Origin of the sequence: Mycobacterium sp. 852002-50816_SCH5313054-b, assembly GCF_001667185.1 — a bacterium.
In the GTDB taxonomy this organism is placed as follows: domain Bacteria; phylum Actinomycetota; class Actinomycetes; order Mycobacteriales; family Mycobacteriaceae; genus Mycobacterium.
In genome coordinates this window covers 1-21064 of record NZ_LZIC01000025.1, presented here as the reverse complement: position 1 = coordinate 21064, position 21064 = coordinate 1, and the positions used below count along the sequence as shown (strand labels likewise).

Annotated in this window: 18 protein-coding genes; 7 read left to right on the top strand and 11 right to left on the bottom strand. The window is 68.3% G+C overall.

Translation table 11 applies throughout. The annotated features are described in order from the left end of the window. Positions 1–3573, top strand: a 3573-nt coding sequence (locus A5787_RS03785; protein ID WP_231993807.1) for a multifunctional oxoglutarate decarboxylase/oxoglutarate dehydrogenase thiamine pyrophosphate-binding subunit/dihydrolipoyllysine-residue succinyltransferase subunit, incomplete at its 5' end; no start/stop codon positions are given. 76 nt (positions 3574–3649) lie between these two features. Here the strand turns inward: A5787_RS03785 and A5787_RS03780 are convergent. After that, complete coding sequence (locus A5787_RS03780) at positions 3650–4870, bottom strand: bifunctional 2-polyprenyl-6-hydroxyphenol methylase/3-demethylubiquinol 3-O-methyltransferase UbiG (RefSeq protein WP_066961827.1); 1221 nt, start codon at positions 4868–4870, stop codon at positions 3650–3652. Positions 4871–5068: 198 nt separating this feature from the next. Then, positions 5069–6307 (bottom strand): bifunctional 2-polyprenyl-6-hydroxyphenol methylase/3-demethylubiquinol 3-O-methyltransferase UbiG, encoded by a 1239-nt coding sequence (locus tag A5787_RS03775; protein WP_066961825.1) that lies wholly within the window; start codon positions 6305–6307, stop codon positions 5069–5071. Between the two features lie 161 nt (positions 6308–6468). Between A5787_RS03775 and A5787_RS03770 the strand changes: the two genes are divergently transcribed. Then, positions 6469–7296: an SDR family oxidoreductase gene (locus A5787_RS03770; RefSeq protein WP_066961822.1), complete on the top strand. Its 828-nt coding sequence runs from the start codon at positions 6469–6471 to the stop codon at positions 7294–7296. A 3-nt stretch (positions 7297–7299) separates the two neighbouring features. On the opposite strand, the gene A5787_RS03765 is transcribed toward A5787_RS03770, so the two are convergent. The 3 genes from A5787_RS03765 to A5787_RS03755 are packed head-to-tail and all read right to left on the bottom strand — an operon-like array spanning position 7300 to position 10359. Then, positions 7300–8151, bottom strand: coding sequence for a glycine betaine ABC transporter substrate-binding protein (locus tag A5787_RS03765; RefSeq protein ID WP_066961819.1), 852 nt, complete (start codon positions 8149–8151; stop codon positions 7300–7302). Further along, on the bottom strand, positions 8148–9320 hold the full coding sequence (locus A5787_RS03760) for an NADP-dependent malic enzyme (RefSeq protein WP_156763747.1): 1173 nt from the start codon (positions 9318–9320) through the stop codon (positions 8148–8150). Before A5787_RS03760 ends, A5787_RS03765 begins: the two co-directional genes overlap by 4 nt. A gap of 49 nt (positions 9321–9369) precedes the next feature. After that, positions 9370–10359 carry a malate dehydrogenase gene (locus A5787_RS03755; RefSeq protein ID WP_066961813.1) on the bottom strand — a complete coding sequence of 330 codons (990 nt, stop codon included), beginning with the start codon at positions 10357–10359 and terminating at the stop codon, positions 9370–9372. Positions 10360–10535: 176 nt separating this feature from the next. On the opposite strand from A5787_RS03755, the gene corA reads away from it, so the two are divergent. After that, positions 10536–11639: a magnesium/cobalt transporter CorA gene (gene corA / locus A5787_RS03750; RefSeq protein ID WP_066961810.1), complete on the top strand. Its 1104-nt coding sequence runs from the start codon at positions 10536–10538 to the stop codon at positions 11637–11639. A gap of 84 nt (positions 11640–11723) precedes the next feature. On the opposite strand, the gene A5787_RS03745 is transcribed toward corA, so the two are convergent. From A5787_RS03745 to A5787_RS03720, 6 genes are read right to left on the bottom strand one after another with little or no spacing between them, the layout of a single operon-like run. Continuing rightward, on the bottom strand, positions 11724–12311 hold the full coding sequence (locus A5787_RS03745) for a suppressor of fused domain protein (RefSeq protein ID WP_156763746.1): 588 nt from the start codon (positions 12309–12311) through the stop codon (positions 11724–11726). After that, the gene (locus tag A5787_RS03740) at positions 12308–13486 is read right to left on the bottom strand and encodes an ABC transporter ATP-binding protein (protein ID WP_066961807.1); all 1179 of its coding nucleotides are present in this window, start codon (positions 13484–13486) and stop codon (positions 12308–12310) included. The genes A5787_RS03745 and A5787_RS03740 overlap by 4 nt, the downstream gene beginning before the upstream one ends. Positions 13487–13490: 4 nt before the next feature. Continuing rightward, entirely contained in the window at positions 13491–14315 is an 825-nt protein-coding gene (locus A5787_RS03735) for a carbohydrate ABC transporter permease (protein WP_066961804.1), read from the bottom strand. Next, positions 14312–15148 (bottom strand): carbohydrate ABC transporter permease, encoded by an 837-nt coding sequence (locus A5787_RS03730; RefSeq protein ID WP_066961833.1) that lies wholly within the window; start codon positions 15146–15148, stop codon positions 14312–14314. Before A5787_RS03730 ends, A5787_RS03735 begins: the two co-directional genes overlap by 4 nt. Before the next feature lie 26 nt (positions 15149–15174). After that, positions 15175–16581 (bottom strand): extracellular solute-binding protein, encoded by a 1407-nt coding sequence (locus A5787_RS03725; RefSeq protein ID WP_156763745.1) that lies wholly within the window; start codon positions 16579–16581, stop codon positions 15175–15177. A gap of 4 nt (positions 16582–16585) precedes the next feature. Then, complete coding sequence (locus A5787_RS03720) at positions 16586–17113, bottom strand: general stress protein (RefSeq protein WP_066961798.1); 528 nt, start codon at positions 17111–17113, stop codon at positions 16586–16588. A 75-nt stretch (positions 17114–17188) separates the two neighbouring features. On the opposite strand from A5787_RS03720, the gene A5787_RS03715 reads away from it, so the two are divergent. From A5787_RS03715 to A5787_RS03700, 4 genes are all read left to right on the top strand, one after another. Next, positions 17189–17740: a DUF4190 domain-containing protein gene (locus A5787_RS03715; RefSeq protein WP_066961794.1), complete on the top strand. Its 552-nt coding sequence runs from the start codon at positions 17189–17191 to the stop codon at positions 17738–17740. A 68-nt stretch (positions 17741–17808) separates the two neighbouring features. Continuing rightward, positions 17809–19119: a magnesium transporter MgtE N-terminal domain-containing protein gene (locus tag A5787_RS03710; protein WP_066961784.1), complete on the top strand. Its 1311-nt coding sequence runs from the start codon at positions 17809–17811 to the stop codon at positions 19117–19119. Continuing rightward, on the top strand, positions 19116–19658 hold the full coding sequence (locus tag A5787_RS03705; protein WP_066961771.1) for a DUF1003 domain-containing protein: 543 nt from the start codon (positions 19116–19118) through the stop codon (positions 19656–19658). Before A5787_RS03710 ends, A5787_RS03705 begins: the two co-directional genes overlap by 4 nt. A 101-nt stretch (positions 19659–19759) precedes the next feature. Further along, complete coding sequence (locus A5787_RS03700) at positions 19760–21043, top strand: lytic transglycosylase domain-containing protein (protein WP_082977054.1); 1284 nt, start codon at positions 19760–19762, stop codon at positions 21041–21043. Positions 21044–21064 lie beyond the last annotated feature (21 nt).

The following is a 21064-nucleotide window of genomic DNA, read 5'->3' as shown; positions in this document are numbered from 1 at the left end:
TGTTGCTCACGGCCGCTGTTCGCCTCAATTCTTCTGCTCTGCAAGCGCTTTCCTCACGCCTGCGACTCTCCCGCGCCTCCAGCGCCGGCGAAGCCCACCGGCGGCAACGGCGCCGCGGCGCCCGCCCCGGCGGCACCCGCAGCGCCCGCCAAGGCCGCCGCTCCCCCGCCGGCCGACGGCGACGAGGTGCAGGTGCTGCGCGGCGCCGCCGCGGCCGTCGTCAAGAACATGTCGGCGTCGCTGGACGTGCCGACGGCGACCAGCGTCCGGGCGGTTCCGGCCAAGCTGATGATCGACAACCGGATCGTCATCAACAACCAGCTCAAGCGCACCCGTGGCGGCAAGATCTCCTTCACCCACCTGCTGGGCTACGCGCTGGTGCAGGCGCTCAAGCAGTTCCCGAACATGAACCGGCACTACGCCGAGATCGACGGCAAGCCCACCGCGGTCACCCCGGCGCACACCAATCTGGGTCTGGCCATCGACCTGCAAGGCAAGGACGGCAAACGCTCGCTGGTGGTGGCCGGCATCAAGCGCTGCGAGACGATGCGGTTCGCGCAGTTCGTCACCGCCTACGAGGACATCGTCCGCCGCGCCCGCGACGGCAAGCTGACCGCCGAAGACTTTGCCGGCGTGACGATTTCGCTGACCAACCCCGGCACCATCGGCACCGTGCACTCGGTGCCGCGGCTGATGGCCGGCCAGGGCGCGATCATCGGGGTCGGCGCCATGGAGTACCCCGCTGAGTTCCAGGGGGCCAGCGAGGAGCGCATCGCCGAGCTGGGCATCGGGAAGCTGATCACGCTCACGTCGACCTACGACCACCGCATCATTCAGGGCGCGGAGTCCGGCGACTTCCTGCGCGTCATCCACGAGATGCTGCTCTCCGACGGCTTCTGGGACGAGATCTTCCGCGAGCTGGGCAACCCGTACCTGCCGGTGCGCTGGAGCACCGACAACCCGGACTCGATCGTCGACAAGAACGCCCGGGTGATGGAGCTCATCGCGGCCTACCGCAACCGCGGGCACCTGATGGCCGACATCGACCCGCTGCGGCTGGATTCCAGCCGTTTCCGCAGCCACCCCGACCTGGAGATCCTCAACCACGGCCTCACGCTGTGGGACCTCGACCGTGTCTTCAAGGTCAACGGCTTCGCCGGTTGCGAGTACAAGAAGCTGCGCGACGTGCTCGGCCTGCTGCGCGACGCGTACTGCCGCCACATCGGCGTGGAGTACACCCACATCCTCGAACCCGAACAACAGGCGTGGCTGCAGGAACGGGTCGAGACCAAGCACGTCAAACCCACTGTGGCCGAACAGAAGTTTATCCTGAGCAAGCTGAACGCCGCCGAGGCCTTCGAGACGTTCCTGCAGACCAAATACGTTGGCCAGAAACGGTTCTCGCTGGAGGGCGCCGAAAGCGTGATCCCGATGATGGACGCGGCCATCGACCAGTGCGCCGAGCACGGCCTCGACGAGGTGGTCATCGGGATGCCGCACCGCGGCCGGCTCAACGTGCTGGCCAACATCGTCGGCAAGCCGTATTCACAGATTTTCAGCGAGTTCGAGGGCAACCTCAACCCGTCGCAGGCGCACGGCTCCGGCGACGTCAAGTACCACCTCGGCGCCACCGGCGTGTACCTGCAGATGTTCGGCGACAACGACATTCAGGTGTCGCTCACCGCCAACCCGTCGCACCTGGAAGCCGTGGACCCGGTGCTGGAGGGCCTGGTGCGGGCCAAGCAGGACCTGCTGGATCGCGGCGCCGAGGACGACGGCGACGACAAGGCCTTCTCCGTGGTGCCGATGATGATGCACGGCGACGCCGCCTTCGCCGGCCAAGGGGTGGTGGCCGAGACGCTGAACCTGGCGAACCTGCCCGGTTATCGCGTCGGCGGCACCATCCACATCATCGTCAACAACCAGATCGGGTTCACCACCGCGCCGGAGTTCTCCCGGTCCAGCGAGTACTGCACCGACGTGGCGAAGATGGTGGGGGCGCCCATCTTTCACGTCAACGGCGACGACCCGGAAGCCTGCGCCTGGGTGGCCAAGCTGGCCGTCGACTTCCGGCAGCGCTTTCACAAGGACGTCATCATCGACATGCTGTGCTACCGGCGGCGCGGCCACAACGAGGGCGACGACCCGTCGATGACCAACCCCTCCATGTACGACGTCGTCGACACCAAGCGCGGGGCCCGCAAGAGCTACACCGAGGCCCTGATCGGCCGCGGCGACATCTCGCTGAAGGAGGCCGAGGACGCGCTGCGCGACTACCAGGGCCAGCTGGAGCGGGTGTTCAACGAGGTCCGCGACCTGGAGAAGCACGGCGTGCAGCCCAGCGAGTCGGTGGAGGCGGACCAGCCCGTGCCCGCGGGGCTGGCCACCGCGGTGGACAAGTCGCTGCTGGCCCGCATCGGCGACGCGTTCCTGGCCGTGCCCGACGGGTTCACCGCGCACCCGCGCGTGCAGCCGGTGCTGGAAAAGCGCCGAGAGATGGCCTACGAGGGCAAGATCGACTGGGCGTTCGGCGAGCTGCTGGCCCTGGGTTCGCTGGTGTCCGAGGGCAAGCTGGTGCGGCTGTCCGGGCAGGACACCCGGCGCGGCACCTTTTCCCAGCGGCACTCGGTGATCATCGACCGCCACACGGGCGAGGAGTTCACGCCGCTGCAGCTGCTGGCGACGAACCCCGACGGCACCCCCACCGGCGGCAAGTTCCTGGTCTACGACTCACCGCTGTCGGAGTACGCGGCCGTCGGCTTCGAGTACGGCTACACGGTGGGCAACCCGGACGCGCTCGTGTTGTGGGAGGCGCAGTTCGGTGACTTCGTCAACGGCGCGCAGTCGATCATCGACGAGTTCATCAGCTCCGGTGAGGCCAAGTGGGGTCAGCTGTCCAACGTGGTGCTGCTGCTGCCGCACGGCCACGAGGGGCAGGGCCCCGACCACACCTCCGGGCGCATCGAGCGCTTCCTGCAGCTGTGGGCGGAGGGTTCGATGACGATCGCGGTGCCCTCGACGCCGTCCAACTACTTCCACCTGTTGCGCCGCCACGCCCTCGACGGCATCCAGCGCCCGCTGATCGTGTTCACGCCGAAGTCGATGCTGCGCAACAAAGCCGCCGTCAGCGACATCAAGGACTTCACCGAGATCAAGTTCCGCTCGGTGCTGGAGGAACCGACCTACGAGGACGGCGTCGGCGACCGCAGCAAGGTCAGCCGGATCCTGTTGACCAGCGGCAAGATCTACTACGAGCTGGCGGCGCGTAAGGCCAAGGACAACCGCGACGACGTCGCGATTGTGCGCATCGAACAGCTCGCCCCGCTGCCCAAGCGACGGCTCAACGAGACGCTGGACCGCTACCCGGCGGCCGAGGAGTTCTTCTGGGTTCAGGAGGAGCCCGCCAACCAGGGCGCATGGCCGCGCTTCGGGCTGGAGCTGCCGGAGCTGTTGCCCGACAAGCTGTCCGGGCTCAAGCGCATCTCGCGCAGGGCCATGTCGGCCCCGTCGTCGGGGTCCTCGAAGGTGCACGCCGTCGAGCAGCAGGAGATCCTCGACACCGCATTCCGCTGAGCCGTCGAACGTCGATTTGTTGTGCTCTTCAGGCACTTTCGGCGCAAAGAAGTCGACGTTCGGCGCTAAGGCGCCGCTATCCCAGATTCAGGCCCATCGCAAGGAAATCAAGGCGCCACAGCCCCTGAAACAGCCTGCGGGCGAACTTCTCGACGTCACCCGCGTCGCCGCGCCGAGACCCCGGGCCCTGCGCCACGGCCGCGGCGATCTCCCGAATCGTGCGACGGCCATCGATGTGCTGCACAAAGGGGAACTGAGCCGTGTTGAGCGCGGTCCGCCAATCCGTCCGGTAGATCTCGTTGCCGTCCAGACCGCAGCGCATGCGCATCATCGGGACATAGCCGAGGGAGTCGTCGCTCGAAAAGTCAATGGTGTAAGCCTCTTTCGGCCGCTCAGGACGGCACGCCATGAAGAAATGGCACGCGTTCAGCGTCTGGATGCGTTCCATCACCGACCAGATTTTGGCCTCGGGCAACGCGTTCACGGCCGGATAGAGCTCGTTCGGCGGGGCGAACAAGTCGTGCGCGTAGTACGGCGCCTTGAGGAGCCAGCCCTGGAACACGAGTCCGGCCGAGGTCACCAGGTCGATGCACTCGTCGACGCTGTAGCTGCGCTCCCGACCGTGCAGGAACGTATCGACCAAGGCGGCGTCCGACGCCTCCAGATCCCTCGCCACCCGCATATAGCTTTTGAGCGGATGATCCGGCGAGAGCACGGACATGGTCTCTTTGACCATTTGGACCGACGCCTCGTCCTGGCGCAGCCCCATGTCACGAAAGACCGATTCCATGATCTCGACGCCGGTCCGGCCGTACCGCGCGTACAGCATCACCGCCAAAGCGCCGTCCGGTCGCAAGCAACTGGCGAGTGCGTTCATGCCGGCCGAGGGGTCCGCCAGATGATGCAGAACGCCGGTCGACACGACGAGGTCGAAGTCGAGGTTCAGGGTGGACACCTCTTCGATCGGCAGCAGGTGCAACTCGAGGTTCCACAGCCCGTGCTTGTCCTTCAGATACTGCTCGTGGTCCAGCGACGCCTGACTGATGTCGACGGCCACCACCCGCGCGGCCGGGTTGTTGTAGGCGAAGATTGCCGCCTGATTGGTGCCGCATCCCGCGATCAAGATGTCGAGATCGGGCTTGTATTCCCGGTCCGGCCATAGCATCCGGTGCGCGTGGACGGGATCGAACCACTGCCAGTTGTTGACCACCCAGGCGTCGAGGTCCTGGATGGGTCGCGGGTACCTCCACCGCTCGTATTGGCGAGAAACGACATCGGCGCGCGGATCGTCGATCACTTTGGGGTGACCCCTTTTGTGCTCAGCGGTGAAGGATTGCGGATCGCTAGGTGGCTGACGATACTCCAATCCCTTTCTTCCAGGACAGGAAGATGGTTACCGCTTCGGGCTTCGCGCTAGAGTCCAAAGACCACCAAAAAGCGTCCGCGGACGCGGCCGATCGGGCCGCGGGTTCGCTGCGAAACACGTTGGTGAGAGTCAGGATTGACCGTTGGCGGCGGGCTTCGGCTGCAGTCCCATCGCAAGGAAATCGAGGCGCCACAGGGCCTGAATCAACTTGCGTCCGAACTTCTCCACGTCGGCCGCATCACCGCGGCGCGTTTCCGAACCCTGCGCCACGCACGCGGCGATCTCCCGAATCGTGCGACGGCCGTCGATGTGTTGCACGAACGGCAGCTGGGCGGAGTTGAGACCGAGCCGCCAGTCATGGCGGAAGAGTTCGTTGCCGGACAGGCCGCAGCGCATGCGCATCATCGGCACATAGTCGAGGCAATTGTCCGTCGAAAAGTCAATTGCATAAGTCTCTTTCGGCCGCTCGGGGCGGCAGGCCATGAAGAAATGGCAGCCGTTCATCGTCGAGACGCGTTCCATCACCGACCACACCTTGGCCTCGGGCAACGCGTTCACGGCCGGATAGAACCCGCTGGGCGGGGCGAACATGTCGTGTGGATAATACGGCGCCTTGAAAAACCAATCCTGAAACACCAGTCCGGCCGAGGTGACCAGCTCGATGCACTCGTCGACCGAATAACTGCGGTCGCGGCCGTGTAGGAACGTGTCCACCAGACCGGTGTCGAACTGGAGGTCCGGCGCCAACTTGAGGTAGCTGCGGACGGGGTGATCCGGCGGCAGCACGGCGATCGTGTCCTTGACGATCTGGACCGAGGCGTCGTCCTGGCCCAACCCCATGTCGTGGAAAACCGATTGCAGCATATAGACGCCGGTCCGGCCGTACGTCGCGTACAGCATCACCCCGACGGCGCCGTCGGGCCGCAGGCAGTGGGCCAGTGCTTTCATGCCGGCCAGCGGGTCGGCCATGACCATCAACACACCGGTCGAAACGACGAGGTCGAAGTCGAGTCCGAGGGTGGGCAGCTCTTCGATCGGAAGGCGGTGCAGCTCCAGGTTCCACAGCCCGTGCTTGTCCTTCAGATATTGCTGATGATCCAGCGACGGCTGACTGACATCGACCGCGACCACCTTCGCGGCGGGGTTCGTGTAGGCAAAGATCGCCGCCTGATTGGTGCCACATCCGGCGATCAAAATGTCGAGATCGGGCTTGAATTCCCGGTCCGGCCACAACATCCGGTGCGCGTGGACGGGATCGAACCACTGCCAGTTGTTGGCTGTCCATGCGTCGAGGTCCAGAATGGGTTCCGGGTATCGCCATCGCTCGTACTGGCGAGAGACAACGTCAGCGCGCGGGTCGTCGGTCACTTCAGCGTCACCCCTTTGCCGTCAGAGGTTGATCGAGCGTCGCCAATTGGCTGACCCTATCCCAGAAGCCCTGAGGTCACGCCCCGCTGCGTCGGCCCTGCGAAGGCCGTACCGCGGGTACCGGCTAGCCTCGACGAAGACCGACTGACAGGAGAGTGCTCATGAAGGGGTTCGCCGGCAAGGTCGCCGTGGTCACCGGCGCCGGTTCGGGCATCGGGCAGGCGTTGGCCGTCGAGCTGGCCCGGTCCGGGGCCAAGGTCGCGATCAGCGACGTCGACACCGAGGGCCTGGCGCAGACCGAGGAGCAGTTGAAGGCGATCGGGGCGCCGGTCAAGGCGGACCGCCTCGACGTCACCGAGCGCGAGGCCTTCCTGGCCTACGCCGACGAGGTGGCCGAGCACTTCGGCAAGGTCAACCAGATTTACAACAACGCCGGCATCGCCTTCACCGGCGACATCGAGGTCAGCCAGTTCAAGGACATCGAACGGGTGATGGACGTCGACTTCTGGGGCGTCGTGAACGGCACCAAGGCGTTCCTCCCGCACGTGATCGCCTCGGGCGACGGCCACGTCATCAACATCTCGAGCGTGTTCGGGTTGTTCTCGGTGCCGGGGCAGGCCGCCTACAACTCGGCCAAGTTCGCCGTCCGGGGCTTCACCGAGGCGCTGCGCCAGGAAATGATCCTGGCCCGCCACCCGGTGGCGGTGACCACCGTGCACCCCGGCGGCATCAAGACCGCGATCGCCCGCAACGCCACCGCCGCCGAGGGGCTCGACAGCGACCAGCTGGCCAAGCTCTTCGACAAGCGGCTCGCCAGGACCAGCCCGCAACAAGCCGCCAGGGTCATCCTGGACGCGGTCGTCAAAAAGAAGGCGCGCGTGCTGGTCGGCAACGACGCCAAGGTCATGGACCTGATGGTGCGGGTGGCCGGCCCCTACTACCAGCAGCTGTTCGGGCCCGTCATGGGCCGGCTGATGCCCAAGGTCTGACCCTCAGCGGCCCAGCGGGTGTTCGGCCAGCCAGCCGCCGGCCACCGCCTGCGGGTCGGCGCCGCCGGCCACCTGCCGGCGCATGTCGGCCAGGGCCGCGGTGTCCAGCACGCCGGCCACCTCGTTGATGGCCAGCAACTGCCGATCGCTCAACGCGTTGCGCCGATACAGCGGCACCACGTTCTCGGCCCGCACCAGCGCGGGTTTGCGGTCGGCCAGCGCGACCAGGTCGGTGGGGCTGGCCGGGTCGGCGGCCGTCGTCCATCCCGCGGTCAGCTGGTTGTCCCGGACTGCCGCGAAAAGTGCTTCCTCCGAAGGGAATTGGCGCGACGTCGGCAGCCGGCACGATCCGACGGAGGCGGGCGCGGGGAACCCGTCGACGGCGCCGAGCGCCAGCCCGTCGCAGTGCTGTGGCAGGGTGCTCAGCTCCGCGGTCAGGTCGTGCCCGCCCCAGGCCTTGGCGGTGGCCCGCGTGACCAGCAGCACCGGCTTGTCGTCGGCCGCGGTGGTGTAGTCGCCGGCCCGGACGCCCTCGGGCAACGCCGCGATCATCGCGCGGTAGACCTGCGCTTCGGACATCGCCACCGCGCCGGGTTGCAACCGCTGCAAGGTCTGGCCGGTGAACGCGGGGACGACGGTGAACGCGCCGGAGTCCAGCTTCGCCATGGGGTCGGTGTCGGTTTCGGGTCGCGCCCCGAAACCGTAGGACCGCAGCGCCGCCACGTAGACGCCCGCCAGCAGCGCCGACTCGGGGTCGGGCCGGGATCCGACGACCAATTCCGGGGCCGGTCGGCGCTCGCCGCAGCCCGCCACCGCAAGCAGGGCGGCCAGCAGCAGCGCGGCCAGCCTGATCACACGGAGGTGTCTGCGGCGATCGCGACGGCGGCGGCGACGGCCTCCCGGACGCGCGAGTCCAGCGGGCTCGGGACGATCCGGTCGAACGCGAGGTCGTCGCTGACGACGGAGAAGATCGCCTCGGCCGCGGCCACCATCATCTTTTCGGTGATCCGGCGCGCCCCGGCGTCCAGCGCGCCGCGGAACATCCCCGGGAACGCGAGCACGTTGTTGATCTGGTTGGGGTAGTCGCTGCGGCCGGTGGCCACCACCGCCGCGTACTTGGCGGCCACCTCGGGGTGGATTTCCGGGTCCGGATTGGACAGCGCGAAGACGATCCCGCCGGGCGCCATCGTGGCGATCAGTTCCTCGGGCACCACGCCCCCCGACAGCCCGAGGAAGACGTCCGCGCCCTCGAGCGCCTCGATGAGGCCGCCGCTGAGGCCGTCGGGATTGGTCCGTCGCGCCAGGTCGACCTTCACGCTGTTCATGTCGTCGCGCCCGGTGTGCAGGATGCCGCGCGAGTCGAGGACGGTGATGTCCGAAACACCCATGGTCAGAAGCAGATTCGTGCACGCCACCCCCGCGGCGCCGGCGCCGGAGACCACCGCGCGCAGCGAGGACATGTCGCGGCCGAGCAGCTTGCTGGCGCCCATCATCGCCGCCAGCACCACGATCGCCGTGCCGTGCTGGTCGTCGTGCATCACCGGGCAGTCCAGCGCCTCGATGACCCGCCGCTCGATCTCGAAGCAGCGCGGCGCGGAGATGTCCTCGAGGTTGACGGCGCCGAACGTCGGCCGCAGCCGCACCAGGGTCTCGACGATCTCGTCGGGATCCTTGGTGTCCAGCACGATCGGGATGGCGTTCAGGCCGCCGTACGCCTGGAACAGCGCGCACTTGCCCTCCATCACCGGCAGCGACGCCTCGGGCCCGATGTCGCCCAGGCCCAGCACCGCGCTGCCGTCGCTGACGACGGCCACCAGCCGGTTCGACCAGGTGTAGCGGGCGGCCAGCGTGCGGTCCGCCGCGATCGCCCGGCTGACCTGCGCCACCCCCGGGGTGTAGGCGATCGACAACGCGCGCTGGGTGTCCAGCGGCGCGCTCAGCGCCACCGAAAGCTTCCCACCTACGTGCGCATCGAAGATCTCGTCGTCTCCGATGGCCATCTGCGGGTGCGCGGTCTCTGGCATCGCATCAGGGTAAGGGCTACCCATTAGTAGGCCTAATCTCTGTTCGGGGTCAGATGAGCCCGAGTTCGGTGACCGCACTGCGTTCGTCGGCCAGCTCCGCCGTCGACTTGTCGATCCGGCCGCGGGAGAACTCGTCGATCTCCAGGCCGGTGACGATCGTCCAGTCGCCGCCCTTGGTGGTCACCGGGAACGACGAGATCAGGCCCTCGGGCACGCCGTAGGAGCCGTCGGAGATGACCGCCATCGACACCCAGTTGCCCGCCGGGCTGCCGAGCAGCCAGTCGCGGGCGGCGTCGATGGTCGCCGACGCGGCCGACGCGGCGGACGAGGCGCCGCGCGCGTCGATGATGGCCGCGCCGCGCTTGGCGACGGTCGGGATGAAGTCGTTCTCGATCCACGCCTGGTCGCCCACGACCTCGGCGGCATTCTTGCCGCCGACCTCGGCGTGGAAGATGTCGGGGTACTGGGTGGCCGAGTGGTTGCCCCAGATCGTCATCTTCTTGATGTCGGTGACGGCGGCGCCGGTCTTGCGGGCCAGCTGCGTGATGGCCCGGTTGTGGTCGAGGCGGGTGAGCGCCGAGAACCGCTCCCGCGGGATGTCGGGCGCGTTGCTCATCGCGATCAGGGCGTTGGTGTTGGCCGGGTTGCCCGTCACGCCGATGCGCACGTCGTCGGCCGCGACCGAGTTCAGCGCCTTGCCCTGCGCGGTGAAGATCGCGCCGTTGGCCTCCAGCAGGTCGCCGCGCTCCATGCCCGGGCCGCGCGGGCGGGCGCCGACGAGCAGCGCCAGGTTCACGCCGTCGAAGATCTTGTTCGGGTCCGCGCCGATCTCGACTCCCGCGAGCATCGGGAAGGCGCAGTCATCGAGCTCCATCACCACACCTTCGAGCGCCTTGAGCGCGGGCTCGATCTCCAGCAGGCGCAGCTCGATCGGGCGGTCGGGCCCCAGCAGCGCGCCGCTCGCGAGGCGGAACAACAGGCTGTAGCCGATCTGGCCGGCGGCGCCGGTGACGGCGACCTTGACAGGACTTGCGCTCACTTCGGTTGGCTCCTTATGGAGAAGTTCAGGATTTTGTGTCGTGCTCGAAACTAGCGCACCGCCGTCGGCCCGAAACCTCCGGTCCACGGCCCCCGCGGAGTCTTCACGTCGTGTTTCGCCAGGACGCGTAGCATTGACCACCGCTTGGCGGACCTGCGTGGTGATCGGAGGTAAAGGTGTTTCCCGGACCTGACGCCTTGCCCGAAGTGCTGCGACCGCTGGCGCGCGAGCCGCGCGAGGCGCCGGCCCAACCCGTCGCGCCCCCGCCCAACGAGACCCTGGTCGACTGCGCGGTCTACGCCGCCGGCCACCGGCTGCCGGGAAAGTTCACCTACGCCGCCGCGCTCGACCGGGTGCGCCAGCTCGAACTGATCGGGCAGGAGGCATTCGTCTGGGTCGGCCTGCGTGAGCCGAGCCTGGCCGAGATGCAGGAGGCGGCGGACGTCTTCGGGCTGCACGCGCTGGCCGTCGAGGACGCCGTTTGCGCGCACCAGCGGCCCAAGCTGGAGCGCTACGACGACACGGTGTTTTTTGTCCTGAAGACGGTCAATTACGTCCCGCACGAATCGGTGGCGGCGGCCCGCCAGATCGTCGAGACCGGCGAGATCATGGTCTTCGTCGGTAAGGATTTCGTGGTCACCGTCCGCCACGGCGAGCACGGCGGCCTGTCCGAGGTGCGCAAGGCCCTGGAAGCTGACCCGGAGCAGACGCGCCTGGGACCGTTCGCGGTGATGCACGCCATCGCCGACAACGTCGTCGACCATTACCTCCAGGTGAGCGGCCTGGTCGAATCGGACATCGACGCCATCGAGGAGGTGGCGTTCGCCCCGGGACGCAAGCTCGACGTCGAACCGATCTATCTGCTCAAGCGCGAGGTCGTCGAGCTGCGCCGGTGCGTCCACCCGCTGTCCGGCGCCTTCCACCGGATGCAGGTGGAAAACAAGGACCTGATCTCCAAGGAGGTGCGGCGCTACCTGCGCGACGTCGCCGACCACCAATCCGAGGCCGCGGACCACATCGCCAGCTACGACGACATGCTCAATTCCCTCATCCAGGCGGCCTTGGCCCGCGTGGGCATGCAGCAGAACAACGACATGCGCAAAATGGCGGCCTGGGCCGGTATTGCGGCGTTGCCCACCGCGGTCGCCGCCATCTACGGAATGAACTTCCATTTCATGCCCGAGCTGAACTGGACGTGGGGCTACCCGGGGATCATGGCCTTGATGGCGCTCTCCTGTCTGATCCTGTACTTCCAATTCCGGCGCAACCACTGGCTCTAGCCTCACCATCCCCTCGCGAGCAGACGCAGAATCGCATGAATTCGCGCCGCGGAGTGCGATTCTGCGTCTGCTCGGCAAGCGAAATCAACCCGGCTGAGCCGCAGGGCGTTTCGGGTCCAGGACGTCGACGCCGTCGTTGCGCCACGCCTGCCGCATCGCCTCGGCGCCCTTGAGCCGCACCCACGCGGCCTCGGTCGCGGTGATCGGAGTCGCCGACAGAAACCGCACCGGGTCGCGGGGCGGGTCCAGCGGCAGGTCGTCGATCTCGCTGTGGCCCAACAACACCGCGGTGAACGGCACCCGCCCCGGCGGCCATGCCCACAGCGGGGAGCCGAGGTCGATCAGCGCGTCGGGGACCAGCACCACGCCGTCGACGGCCGGGGTGGCCGCCAGCACCGCCAGGCTGCGGGCGATGCCGGTGGCGGGCCCGGGATCCCGCAGGCTCAGCACAACCTCGGCGCGCGGGCCGCGCTCGGTGTCGGCGACCATGTCCGCCGGGTCGGTCATCGGATGGCGCGAGCACCCCAGCGACACGTAGTGAACCAACCCGCCGCTCCCGCGAAACCGCAGCACCTCAAGCGTTTCGGTGCCCAGGAACGTCACGCTCGCCGAATCGGGCTCCACGCCGGCAAAGTGGGCGCGCAGCTGCGCCCGCACGAGGTCGGTGATCACTCGGCGGCGGCCGGCGCGATCGACAGGTTCGCTCCGGAGTCGGCGTCGAAGACGGCTACCTTCGTCGTGTCGAGGGCCAGCTCGATCGACTGCCCGACGGCCGCCTTCGACTCCGCGGAAACTCGTGCCACGAACTGGTTTTCGTGCATTTCACCCTCGGCCTCCAGCTCGTCCAGCTGGGCCGCGTGCACGGCCGGACCCGCGGTGGTGAAGTACACGTACTTGTCGGCGCCCAGCGATTCGACCAAATCGACCTTCACCTCGAAGGTCAGCGCCCTGATGCGCTGATAGCCGTCGATCAACGCGGCGTCGGCCAGGTGTTCGGGCCGCACCCCGACGATGACGTTCCCCGGCCTCGGGTGCCGCGAGATCACCTGCTGGACCTCTGGCGCCAGCATCACCTCGCCGAAGGACAGCGTCAGGCCGGTCGGCGTCAGGCTCGCAGGAAAGAAATTCATTGCCGGCGATCCGATGAATCCCGCGACGAACAGGTTCGCGGGGCGCTCGTAGAGTTCGTCGGGCGTGCCGATCTGCTGGGCGACCCCGCCGTGCATCACCACCACGCGGTCACCCAGCGTCATGGCCTCGGTCTGGTCGTGGGTGACGTAGACCGTGGTGGTGCCCAATCGGCGCTGCAGGCGGGCGATCTCGCCGCGCATCTGCACCCGTAGCTTAGCGTCCAAATTCGACAGCGGCTCGTCCATCAGAAAAGCCTTGGGATGCCGCACGATCGCGCGGCCCATCGCGACCCGCTGCCGCTGCCCACCGGAAAGCTGGGAGGGCTTGCGGTCCAGGAGTTCGGTCAGGTCAAGGGTTTTGGCGGTCTCCTCGACCTTCTGCGCGATCTCGGCCTTCTTCATCTTCGCCAGGGTCAGCGGGAAGGCGATGTTCTGCCGCACGGTCATGTGCGGGTAGAGGGCGTAGGACTGGAACACCATGGCGATGTCGCGGTCCTTGGGCGCCTTCTCGTTCATCCGTACGCCGTCGATGCGCAGCTCACCCGACGAGATGTCCTCAAGCCCGGCAATCATGTTCAGCGTCGTCGTCTTGCCGCAGCCGGAAGGCCCGACCAGGATCAGGAACTCGCCGTCGGCGATGGTGATGCTCAGGTCCCGCACCGCCGCGGCGCCGTCGGCGTAGCTCTTATTGACGTGCTCCAACACGATCTCGGCCATCGCGCTATCCCTTCACGGCGCCAGAGGTCAACCCGGCGACAATCCGTCGTTGGAAAATTAGAACAAATACGATGATCGGGACGGTAATCACGACGGCACCCGCCGCGATCGACCCGGTCGGCTCCTCGAACTGCGAACTGCCGCTGAAATTCGCGATCGCCACCGGCGCGGTGATCGCCGCCTCGGTCGCGGTCAGCGACAGCGCCAGCAGCAGGTCGTTCCAGGCGAAGATGAACACCAGGATCGCCGCGGTCACCAGGCCCGGCGCCGCCAGGGGCACGATCACCCTGCGGAAGGCCTGACCAGGCGTGGCGCCGTCCATCTTCGCGGCCTTCTCCAGATCCCAGGGGATCTCGCTGAAGAACGCCGACAGCGTGTAAATGGCAAGTGGCAGCGCGAAAGTGATGTACGGCAGGATCAAGCCGGGCCAGGTGTCAAACAGCCCTAGAAAGCGTTCGATGTTGAACAACGGGGTGACCAGCGAGATCGCCGGAAACATGGCGATCAGCAGGGTCGCCCCGATCAGCGGCCGCTTTCCCGGAAAGTCAAGCCGCGCAACGGCGTAGGCGGCCATCGCGCCGAGCACCACCGCGACCGCCGTGGTGATCAAGCCGATCCCGATGGAGTTGATCAGCGCCGAGCTGAAGAACTCGCCGCGGAAGATGCCGCGGTAGTTGTCCAGGGTCACCGACGACGGAATCAGCTTGCCGTCCCTGACCGTTGACGACGGTTTGAGCGACAGGGACACAATCCACAGCACCGGAACGAGCGCATACACCACCACCAGCGTGTCGATCACGGCCCAGAGCGCGGCGCGCCGCGAGTTCATTCGCCGCCACCTACGGGGGCGGCCGCGCCGAACACCTTGACGTAGACGAGCGCGATGATGCCCACGCAACAGAAGACGAGCACGCTGATCGCCGAGCCCAGCCCCACGTTGAAGCCCTTGAACAGGTTGTCGTAGCCCAGGATTGACACCGAGTCGGTGTTGTTGGCGCCGCCGGTCAGCACGTAGATGTTGTCGAAGACGCGGAAGGCGTCCAGCGTCCGGAACAGCAGCGCGACCACCACCGCGGGCTTGATGATCGGCAGGATGATCCGGGTCAGCCGCCGCCAGGCGCCGGCCCCGTCGACCTGCGCGGCCTTCAGCAGGTCCTCGGGCACCAGCGCCAACCCGGCCAGCAGCAGCAGCGACATGAACGGCGTGGTCTTCCAGACCTCGGCCACCACGACGATGCCCAGCGACGGGATCTGTTGCGTCAGTGGCGCGCTGCCGTGTGGCAACAGGTTGGCCAGGTAGCCGGTGCCCGGCGTCCAGGCGTAGTACCAGCTGTACGACGCGACGACGGTGACGATGCCGTAAGGGATGAGCACCGCCGTGCGCACCAGTCCCCGCCCCACGAGCGTGCGGTGCATCACCAGCGCCAGCACCAGTCCCAGCACGAACTCCATCGACACCGACACCACCGTGATGCCCAGCGTCACCGCGAGCGCGGTCCACCAATACCGGTCGGTCAAAATCGTTTGGTAGTTGCCCAACCCGATGAACGCGGTGTCGTGCGGGGTGGCGAGGTTGTTGCGCTGCAGGCTGAGCCACACCGCGTAACCGATCGGATACGCCGTCACCGCCAGCATCAGGGTCGCCGCCGGGGCGACCAGCATCAGGCCAAGTCGCCGTTCGGGGGCGCTCACGGCAACAGGCCCTTGCCGTCGATCGCCCGCTGCGCCTGCGCGGCGAGCGCGTCGGCCGTGCGCTCCGGGTCGATCTCGCCGATGGGGCTCAGCGCGGTCGACAGCCGCAGCGACAACGCCTGATACACCGGCGTCGCCGGACGCACGGCGGCGTCGGTGAGCTGCCCGCGGATCACCGTGTACATCGGATACTTCGCCTGGAATTGCGGATCGGAATACAGCGATGTGCGCACCGCGGGCAAGCCGCCCTCGATCGACACGTACTTCTGGCTCGCCACGCTGCGCAGGCAGCGCACGGCCTCGAACGCCTCGGCGCGGTGGCGGGTGGTGCTGGACACGGCGAGGTTCAGCCCGCCGATCGTCACCTTGGCCGGGCGCCCCGGCGCCACCCGGGGGTAGGGCGCGAAACCGAACACCTTTTGGCTGGCCTCATACGCGATGCGGAATTGCTCGTCGTTGGGCGCGAACGTGCCGACGTCGTTGACGCTGCCCGCCAACGCCGGGTCCCGGTTCAGCGGCAGGAAGAGCACGCCACCCTTCACCGCGTTCTCCAGCAGCGACGCCAGCACGTAGGGCCAGTTGACCTCGAGCGCGGCCTTCCCCTGTTCCACCGCCAACCGCGCGGTGCCCTCGTCGGTCCGGCTGATCGACGGATCGGCACCGGGCGCCGTAGCCACCGTTTTGAGGACTCGCAACGCGGCGACGGTCGCGGCGCGGTGCGCGGGCGTGTCGGTCAGCGTGACCCGCGTGCCGTCGTCGGAGAGCACCTGGCCGCCCGCGCTGACCAGCAGCGTGTTGAACCACACCACCAGGCCCTCACCCTCGTTGGCCTGCACGGCAATCCAGCCGGGTTGGCCCGCGGCGTGCAGCCGGGCGGCCTCGGCCACCATGGCGCCCCAGGTCATCGGCGCCGGGTTAACCAAATCCGTTCGGTACCAGAGCAATTGGGTATTGGTCGTCACGGGCGCGCCGTACAGCTCGTGCTTCCAGCGGGCCGTCGCGAGCGGGCCCGGCAGGGTGTCGACGGTCGCGTCCGTCTCGGCCCGCCCCGCCGGGTCGGCGGAGAGCGGCAGCGCCCAACCGGCTTCGGCGAACTCGGCGGTCCAGACCACGTCCAGCGCCATCACGTCCAGCCCGCGGTCGTGCGCGCTCAGCCGCCGGGCCAGCTGCACCCGCTGCTCCCCCGGCCCCCTGGGCAGGCTGACGTGCCGGATCGCGAACCCCAGTTGCCTGGTGCAGTCCTGCGCGACCGCGGTGAACGTGGCCGCGTCGGTGGCCGGGGTGTAGAAGCTGATCACCAGACCGCCCCCGGCCGACCCGCAGGCCGACAGCACCGACGCGATCGTGAGCGTCGCCAGGGCGAATGCGCCTATTCGGCGCGCGCGCCCACGACGCCTGCCCACCAATTCAGATCGCCAGGCGCGCCAGCAGATCCCGCGCCTTCTCTGCGTTTTGCGGATCGCAGAGCACGTCGTAGCGGCCGGCCACCAACTGCATAGTGGAGCTGAAATCCCTTGTGCCACGGGCCATCGCGTAGGGGACGGCGGAGGTGATCAAGCCGAAGAACACCCCGGCGACCAGGCCGGTGACCAGCGCGGCCCAGGGATTGGGGCTGAAGAAGCCGAGCACCAGGCCGATGAACAGGCCAAGCCATGCGCCGCTGATGACGCCGCCGCCCAGCACTTTCGGCCACGACAGCCGGCCGGTGACACGTTCGACCTGCATGAGGTCGACGCCGACGATGGTCACCTGCTGCACCGGGAACTGCTGGTCGGACAGGTAGTCGACGGCGCGCTGCGCCTCGGCGTACGTCGGGTAGGACCCGACCGGCCAGCCCTTGGGCGGGGTCGGGAGCGAGGGCACGCCGCGCCGAGCGGCCGCCGCGCCGCTGGGCGTGGCGCCGGGAACCTGCCCGCGCTGGAAAGGACTAGTCATCGATGCTCATTCTCCTCCGCCTCGGCCATCCTTTCATCCCGGGCCCGCGGCAGCCCATCGGCTAGGTTGAACGCCATGGCAGCTCCCGGTGGTGGCCGCGGTGACGAGGCTGATCGGCCGCCCGGCGACGGCGGCCCGGGGCAGCCCGCGTGGCAACCTCCCTGGGAGCCGCCGGCGGCCGAGTATCCGCCCGAGCCCTATTCACCGCTCGGCTACCCGCCGGGCTACCCGGCCGACTATCCGCCGGCCCCCGGCTACGGTCCTCCGCCTCCCGGCTACGGTCCTCCACCACCCGGATACGGGCCGCCCCCCGGCTACCCGCCACCGCCCGGCTACGGGGCGCCCGCCTACCCGGGATATCCCGGCGGCTACTACGGGGCGCCGGACTACCGGGCTTCGGCCGGCACCAACGGCCTGGCGATCGCCTCGCTCATCGCGTCGTTCACCGGTTTCTTCTGCTGTGTCATCGGGTCGGTGGTGGCCATCGTGCTGGGAGCGGTCGCGCTGAACCAGATCAAGCAGACCCGCCAGGAGGGCTACGGGCTGGCGGTCACCGGCATCGTGATCGGCGTCGCCACCCTGGTGGTGTTCTTGATCATCGCGATGTTCAGCATCCATTCGCATTAGCGGCGACACTTCGCCAAACACGGCATGGCCCGCCGCCATCCGCCCGGCGGCTGAATAGGCTCTCCTGCATGGGACCGGTCAACAGGGTGTACGTCGCGCGGCTCCCGCGGATGCTGGTGTTGGGCCCACTCGGCGAAAACTTCGGCCGCCTCCGCGACGTCGTGATCAGCATCAGCATCGTCCGCCAGCAGCCACGCGTCCTGGGCCTGATCGTCGATTTGGCCACGCGCCGCAGCATTTTCATTCCGATGCTGCGAGTCGCCGCGATCGAGCCCAACGCGGTGACGCTCAACACCGGCAGCGTGTCCCTGCGCCACTTTCAGCAACGGCCCGGCGAGGTGCTGGCGATGGGCCAGATCCTCGACACCCCGGTCAGGGTCAATGACCCCGAGCTGCCCGAGCTGGCCGGCCTCGACGTGGTGATCACCGACCTGGGCATCGAACAGACCCGCACCCGGGACTGGCTGGTCACCCGGGTCGCCGTCCGCAGCCAGCGAAGGCTGGGACGGCGCGGCCCCGTCCACGTCGTGGACTGGCAGAACGTGCAGGGGCTGACCCCGTCGGCGCTGGCGCTGCCGGATCAGGGGGTGGCCCAGCTGCTCGCCCAGTTCGAGGGGCGCCGGGCCGTCGACGTCGCCGACGTCATCCACGGGCTGCCGCCCAAGCGGCGCTACGAGGTGCTCAAGGCGCTCGACGACGACCGGCTGGCCGACGTCCTGCAGGAGCTGCCCGAGTCGGACCAGGCCGACGTCCTCTCGCAGCTGGGCACCGACCGATCGGCCGACGTGCTCGAGGAGATGGATCCCGACGACGCCGCCGACCTGCTCGGCGTGCTGAACCCGACCGATGCCGAGATGCTGCTCACCCGGATGGACCCCGACGAGTCCGAACCGGTGCGCCGGCTGCTGACCCACTCCCCCGACACCGCGGGCGGCCTGATGACCTCCGACCCGGTGGTGCTGACGCCGGACACGTCGGTCGCCGAGGCGCTGGCCCGTGTTCGCGACCCCGACCTCACCGCCGCCCTGGCGTCGATGGTGTTCGTGGCGCGCCCGCCGACGGCCACCCCCACCGGGCGCTACCTGGGCTGCATTCCGCTGCAGCGGCTGCTCCGCGAGGCGCCGGCCGAGCTGGTCGGCGGGATCGTCGACAGCGATCTGCTCACCCTGACGCCGGAAACACCGCTGGGCGCGGTCACCCGCTATCTCGCCGCCTACAACCTGGTGTGCGGGCCGGTGCTCGACGACCAGAACCATCTGTTGGGCGCGGTAACGGTGGACGACCTCCTCGACCATCTGCTGCCGCACGACTGGCGCGTGGATGTGCAGCAGCTGGACACCACCGGCCGGATCGAACGACGACTAGGAGGATCCGGGTGAGCAGGTCCACGGCAACACGAAGGCTCTACACCCCGCGGACCTCCCGCAGGTATTCGCCGCGCGTCGACCCCGAGGCCGTCGGGCAGGTCACCGAGTCCATCGCGCGTTTCTTCGGCACCGGCCGCTACCTGCTGATCCAGACGATCTTGGTGGTGGGCTGGATCCTGGTGAACGTGTTCGCGGCGGCGCTGCGCTGGGACCCGTACCCGTTCATCCTGCTCAATCTGGCGTTCTCCACGCAGGCCGCCTACGCGGCGCCGCTGATCCTGCTGGCCCAGAACCGCCAGGAGAACCGGGACCGGGTCACGCTCGACGAGGACCGCCGCCGGGCCGCGCAGACCAAGGCCGACACCGAGTATCTGGCCCGGGAATTGGCGGCGTTGCGCCTGGCCGTGGGCGAGGTCGTGACGCGCGAGTACCTGCGCCACGAGCTGGAAGACCTGCGCTCTATGCTGACCGAGTTACTGCCGGAAGGCGCGCACGGGGAGGCCGCGGGGGCGAGTGAGGACTGGGAGCGGATCGCTAAGAAATCCCGGTAATAATCAATTCCCCCATTGCGCCACTCCCGTCACGGGGGTTATGTATTGTGATCTGGTTCACGAAGCTAAGCAGTAGTTTCCCGACCTTTTAGGACGGCCGAGTGCGCATTGGGGGACGCTGGAGTCCACGCCCGGCCGCCAAGGCCGTGCGGCAGCGAGCACTTCGCGTAACGAAATTCCGCATGACAAAGACGCCCGCGTTCGGCGTCGCCGTGATCGCCCCGCTGGTCTTCGCCGGAGCGGTCGGCGGCTCGGGGCCCGAAGTTCACGCGAAGGTCCCGCCCGGCCACAGCCAGGGCGCGCCGGTGCGCGCCGCCATTTACCCGGTCGCCGCCGTGTCGCCGAGCGTCCCCGACACCTCCGGGCCGGTCGTCATCGCCGCCGATCGCACGCCCACCGCCTTCCACATCGCCGAGGCAGCCCCGTCCGCGCCGCCGCCCCCGATGATCGTCAATGCGCCCGGCGCGCTGGGCATTCCGTCGATCGCCCTGGCCGCGTACCGCAGCGCCGAACAGAAGATGGCCGTCGCCGCCCCGGGCTGCGGTGTCAGCTGGAACCTGCTTGCCGGGATCGGGCGCATCGAGTCGGGCCACGCGGGGGGTGGGGCCGTCGATGCGCGCGGCACCGCGGTCGTCCCGATCTACGGCCCGTCGCTGGACGGCACGCTGCCCGGCAACGAGGTCATCCTGCAGAGCACCCTCGGCAACCGTCCCACCTACGCGCGGGCCATGGGGCCGATGCAGTTCCTGCCCGGCACCTGGGCGCGCTACGCCGTCGACGGCAAGGGCGACGGAACCGCCGATCCGCAAAACCTGTTCGACTCCGCGCTGGCCGCCGCCCGGTACCTGTGCACCGGCGGGCTCAACCTGCGCGACCCCATGCAGGTGATGTCGGCGATCCTGCGCTACAACAACTCGGTGCCCTACGCGCAGAACGTGCTGGGCTGGGCCGCCGCGTACGCCACCGGCGTCGTCCCGGTCGACCTCCCGCCGATGACCGGCCCGCCGCCGCCGCTCGGCAACGCGCACGACGATCATCCGGAAGGCCTCGGGCCGAACCTGCCCATGAACGTCAACGGCCTGCCGTCGGACGACTTCTTCTCGCGGACACCGCTGATCGACCTGAGCGGGACGCCGCCCACCGGCCAGCAGCCGGCGTTCCCGTGGATGCAACCCACGCCGCAGCAGGCGGCGACGCAACTGCCCGGCTGCACCGTGATCTGCATCGGTCCCCAAAACCCGGCGCCGCCGGCGCCTTTCGGGCAACCGGCGTTCGGGCAACCGGCGCCGCCACCAGCCTTCGCGCCGCCGCCCCCGCCCGGGGTCCCCGCGGCCGTCGCGCCGGACCTGGCTCTTAGACACATCTCCGAGCCCCCGAGACCCTAAGACCTCGCGGATGCCGGCGTG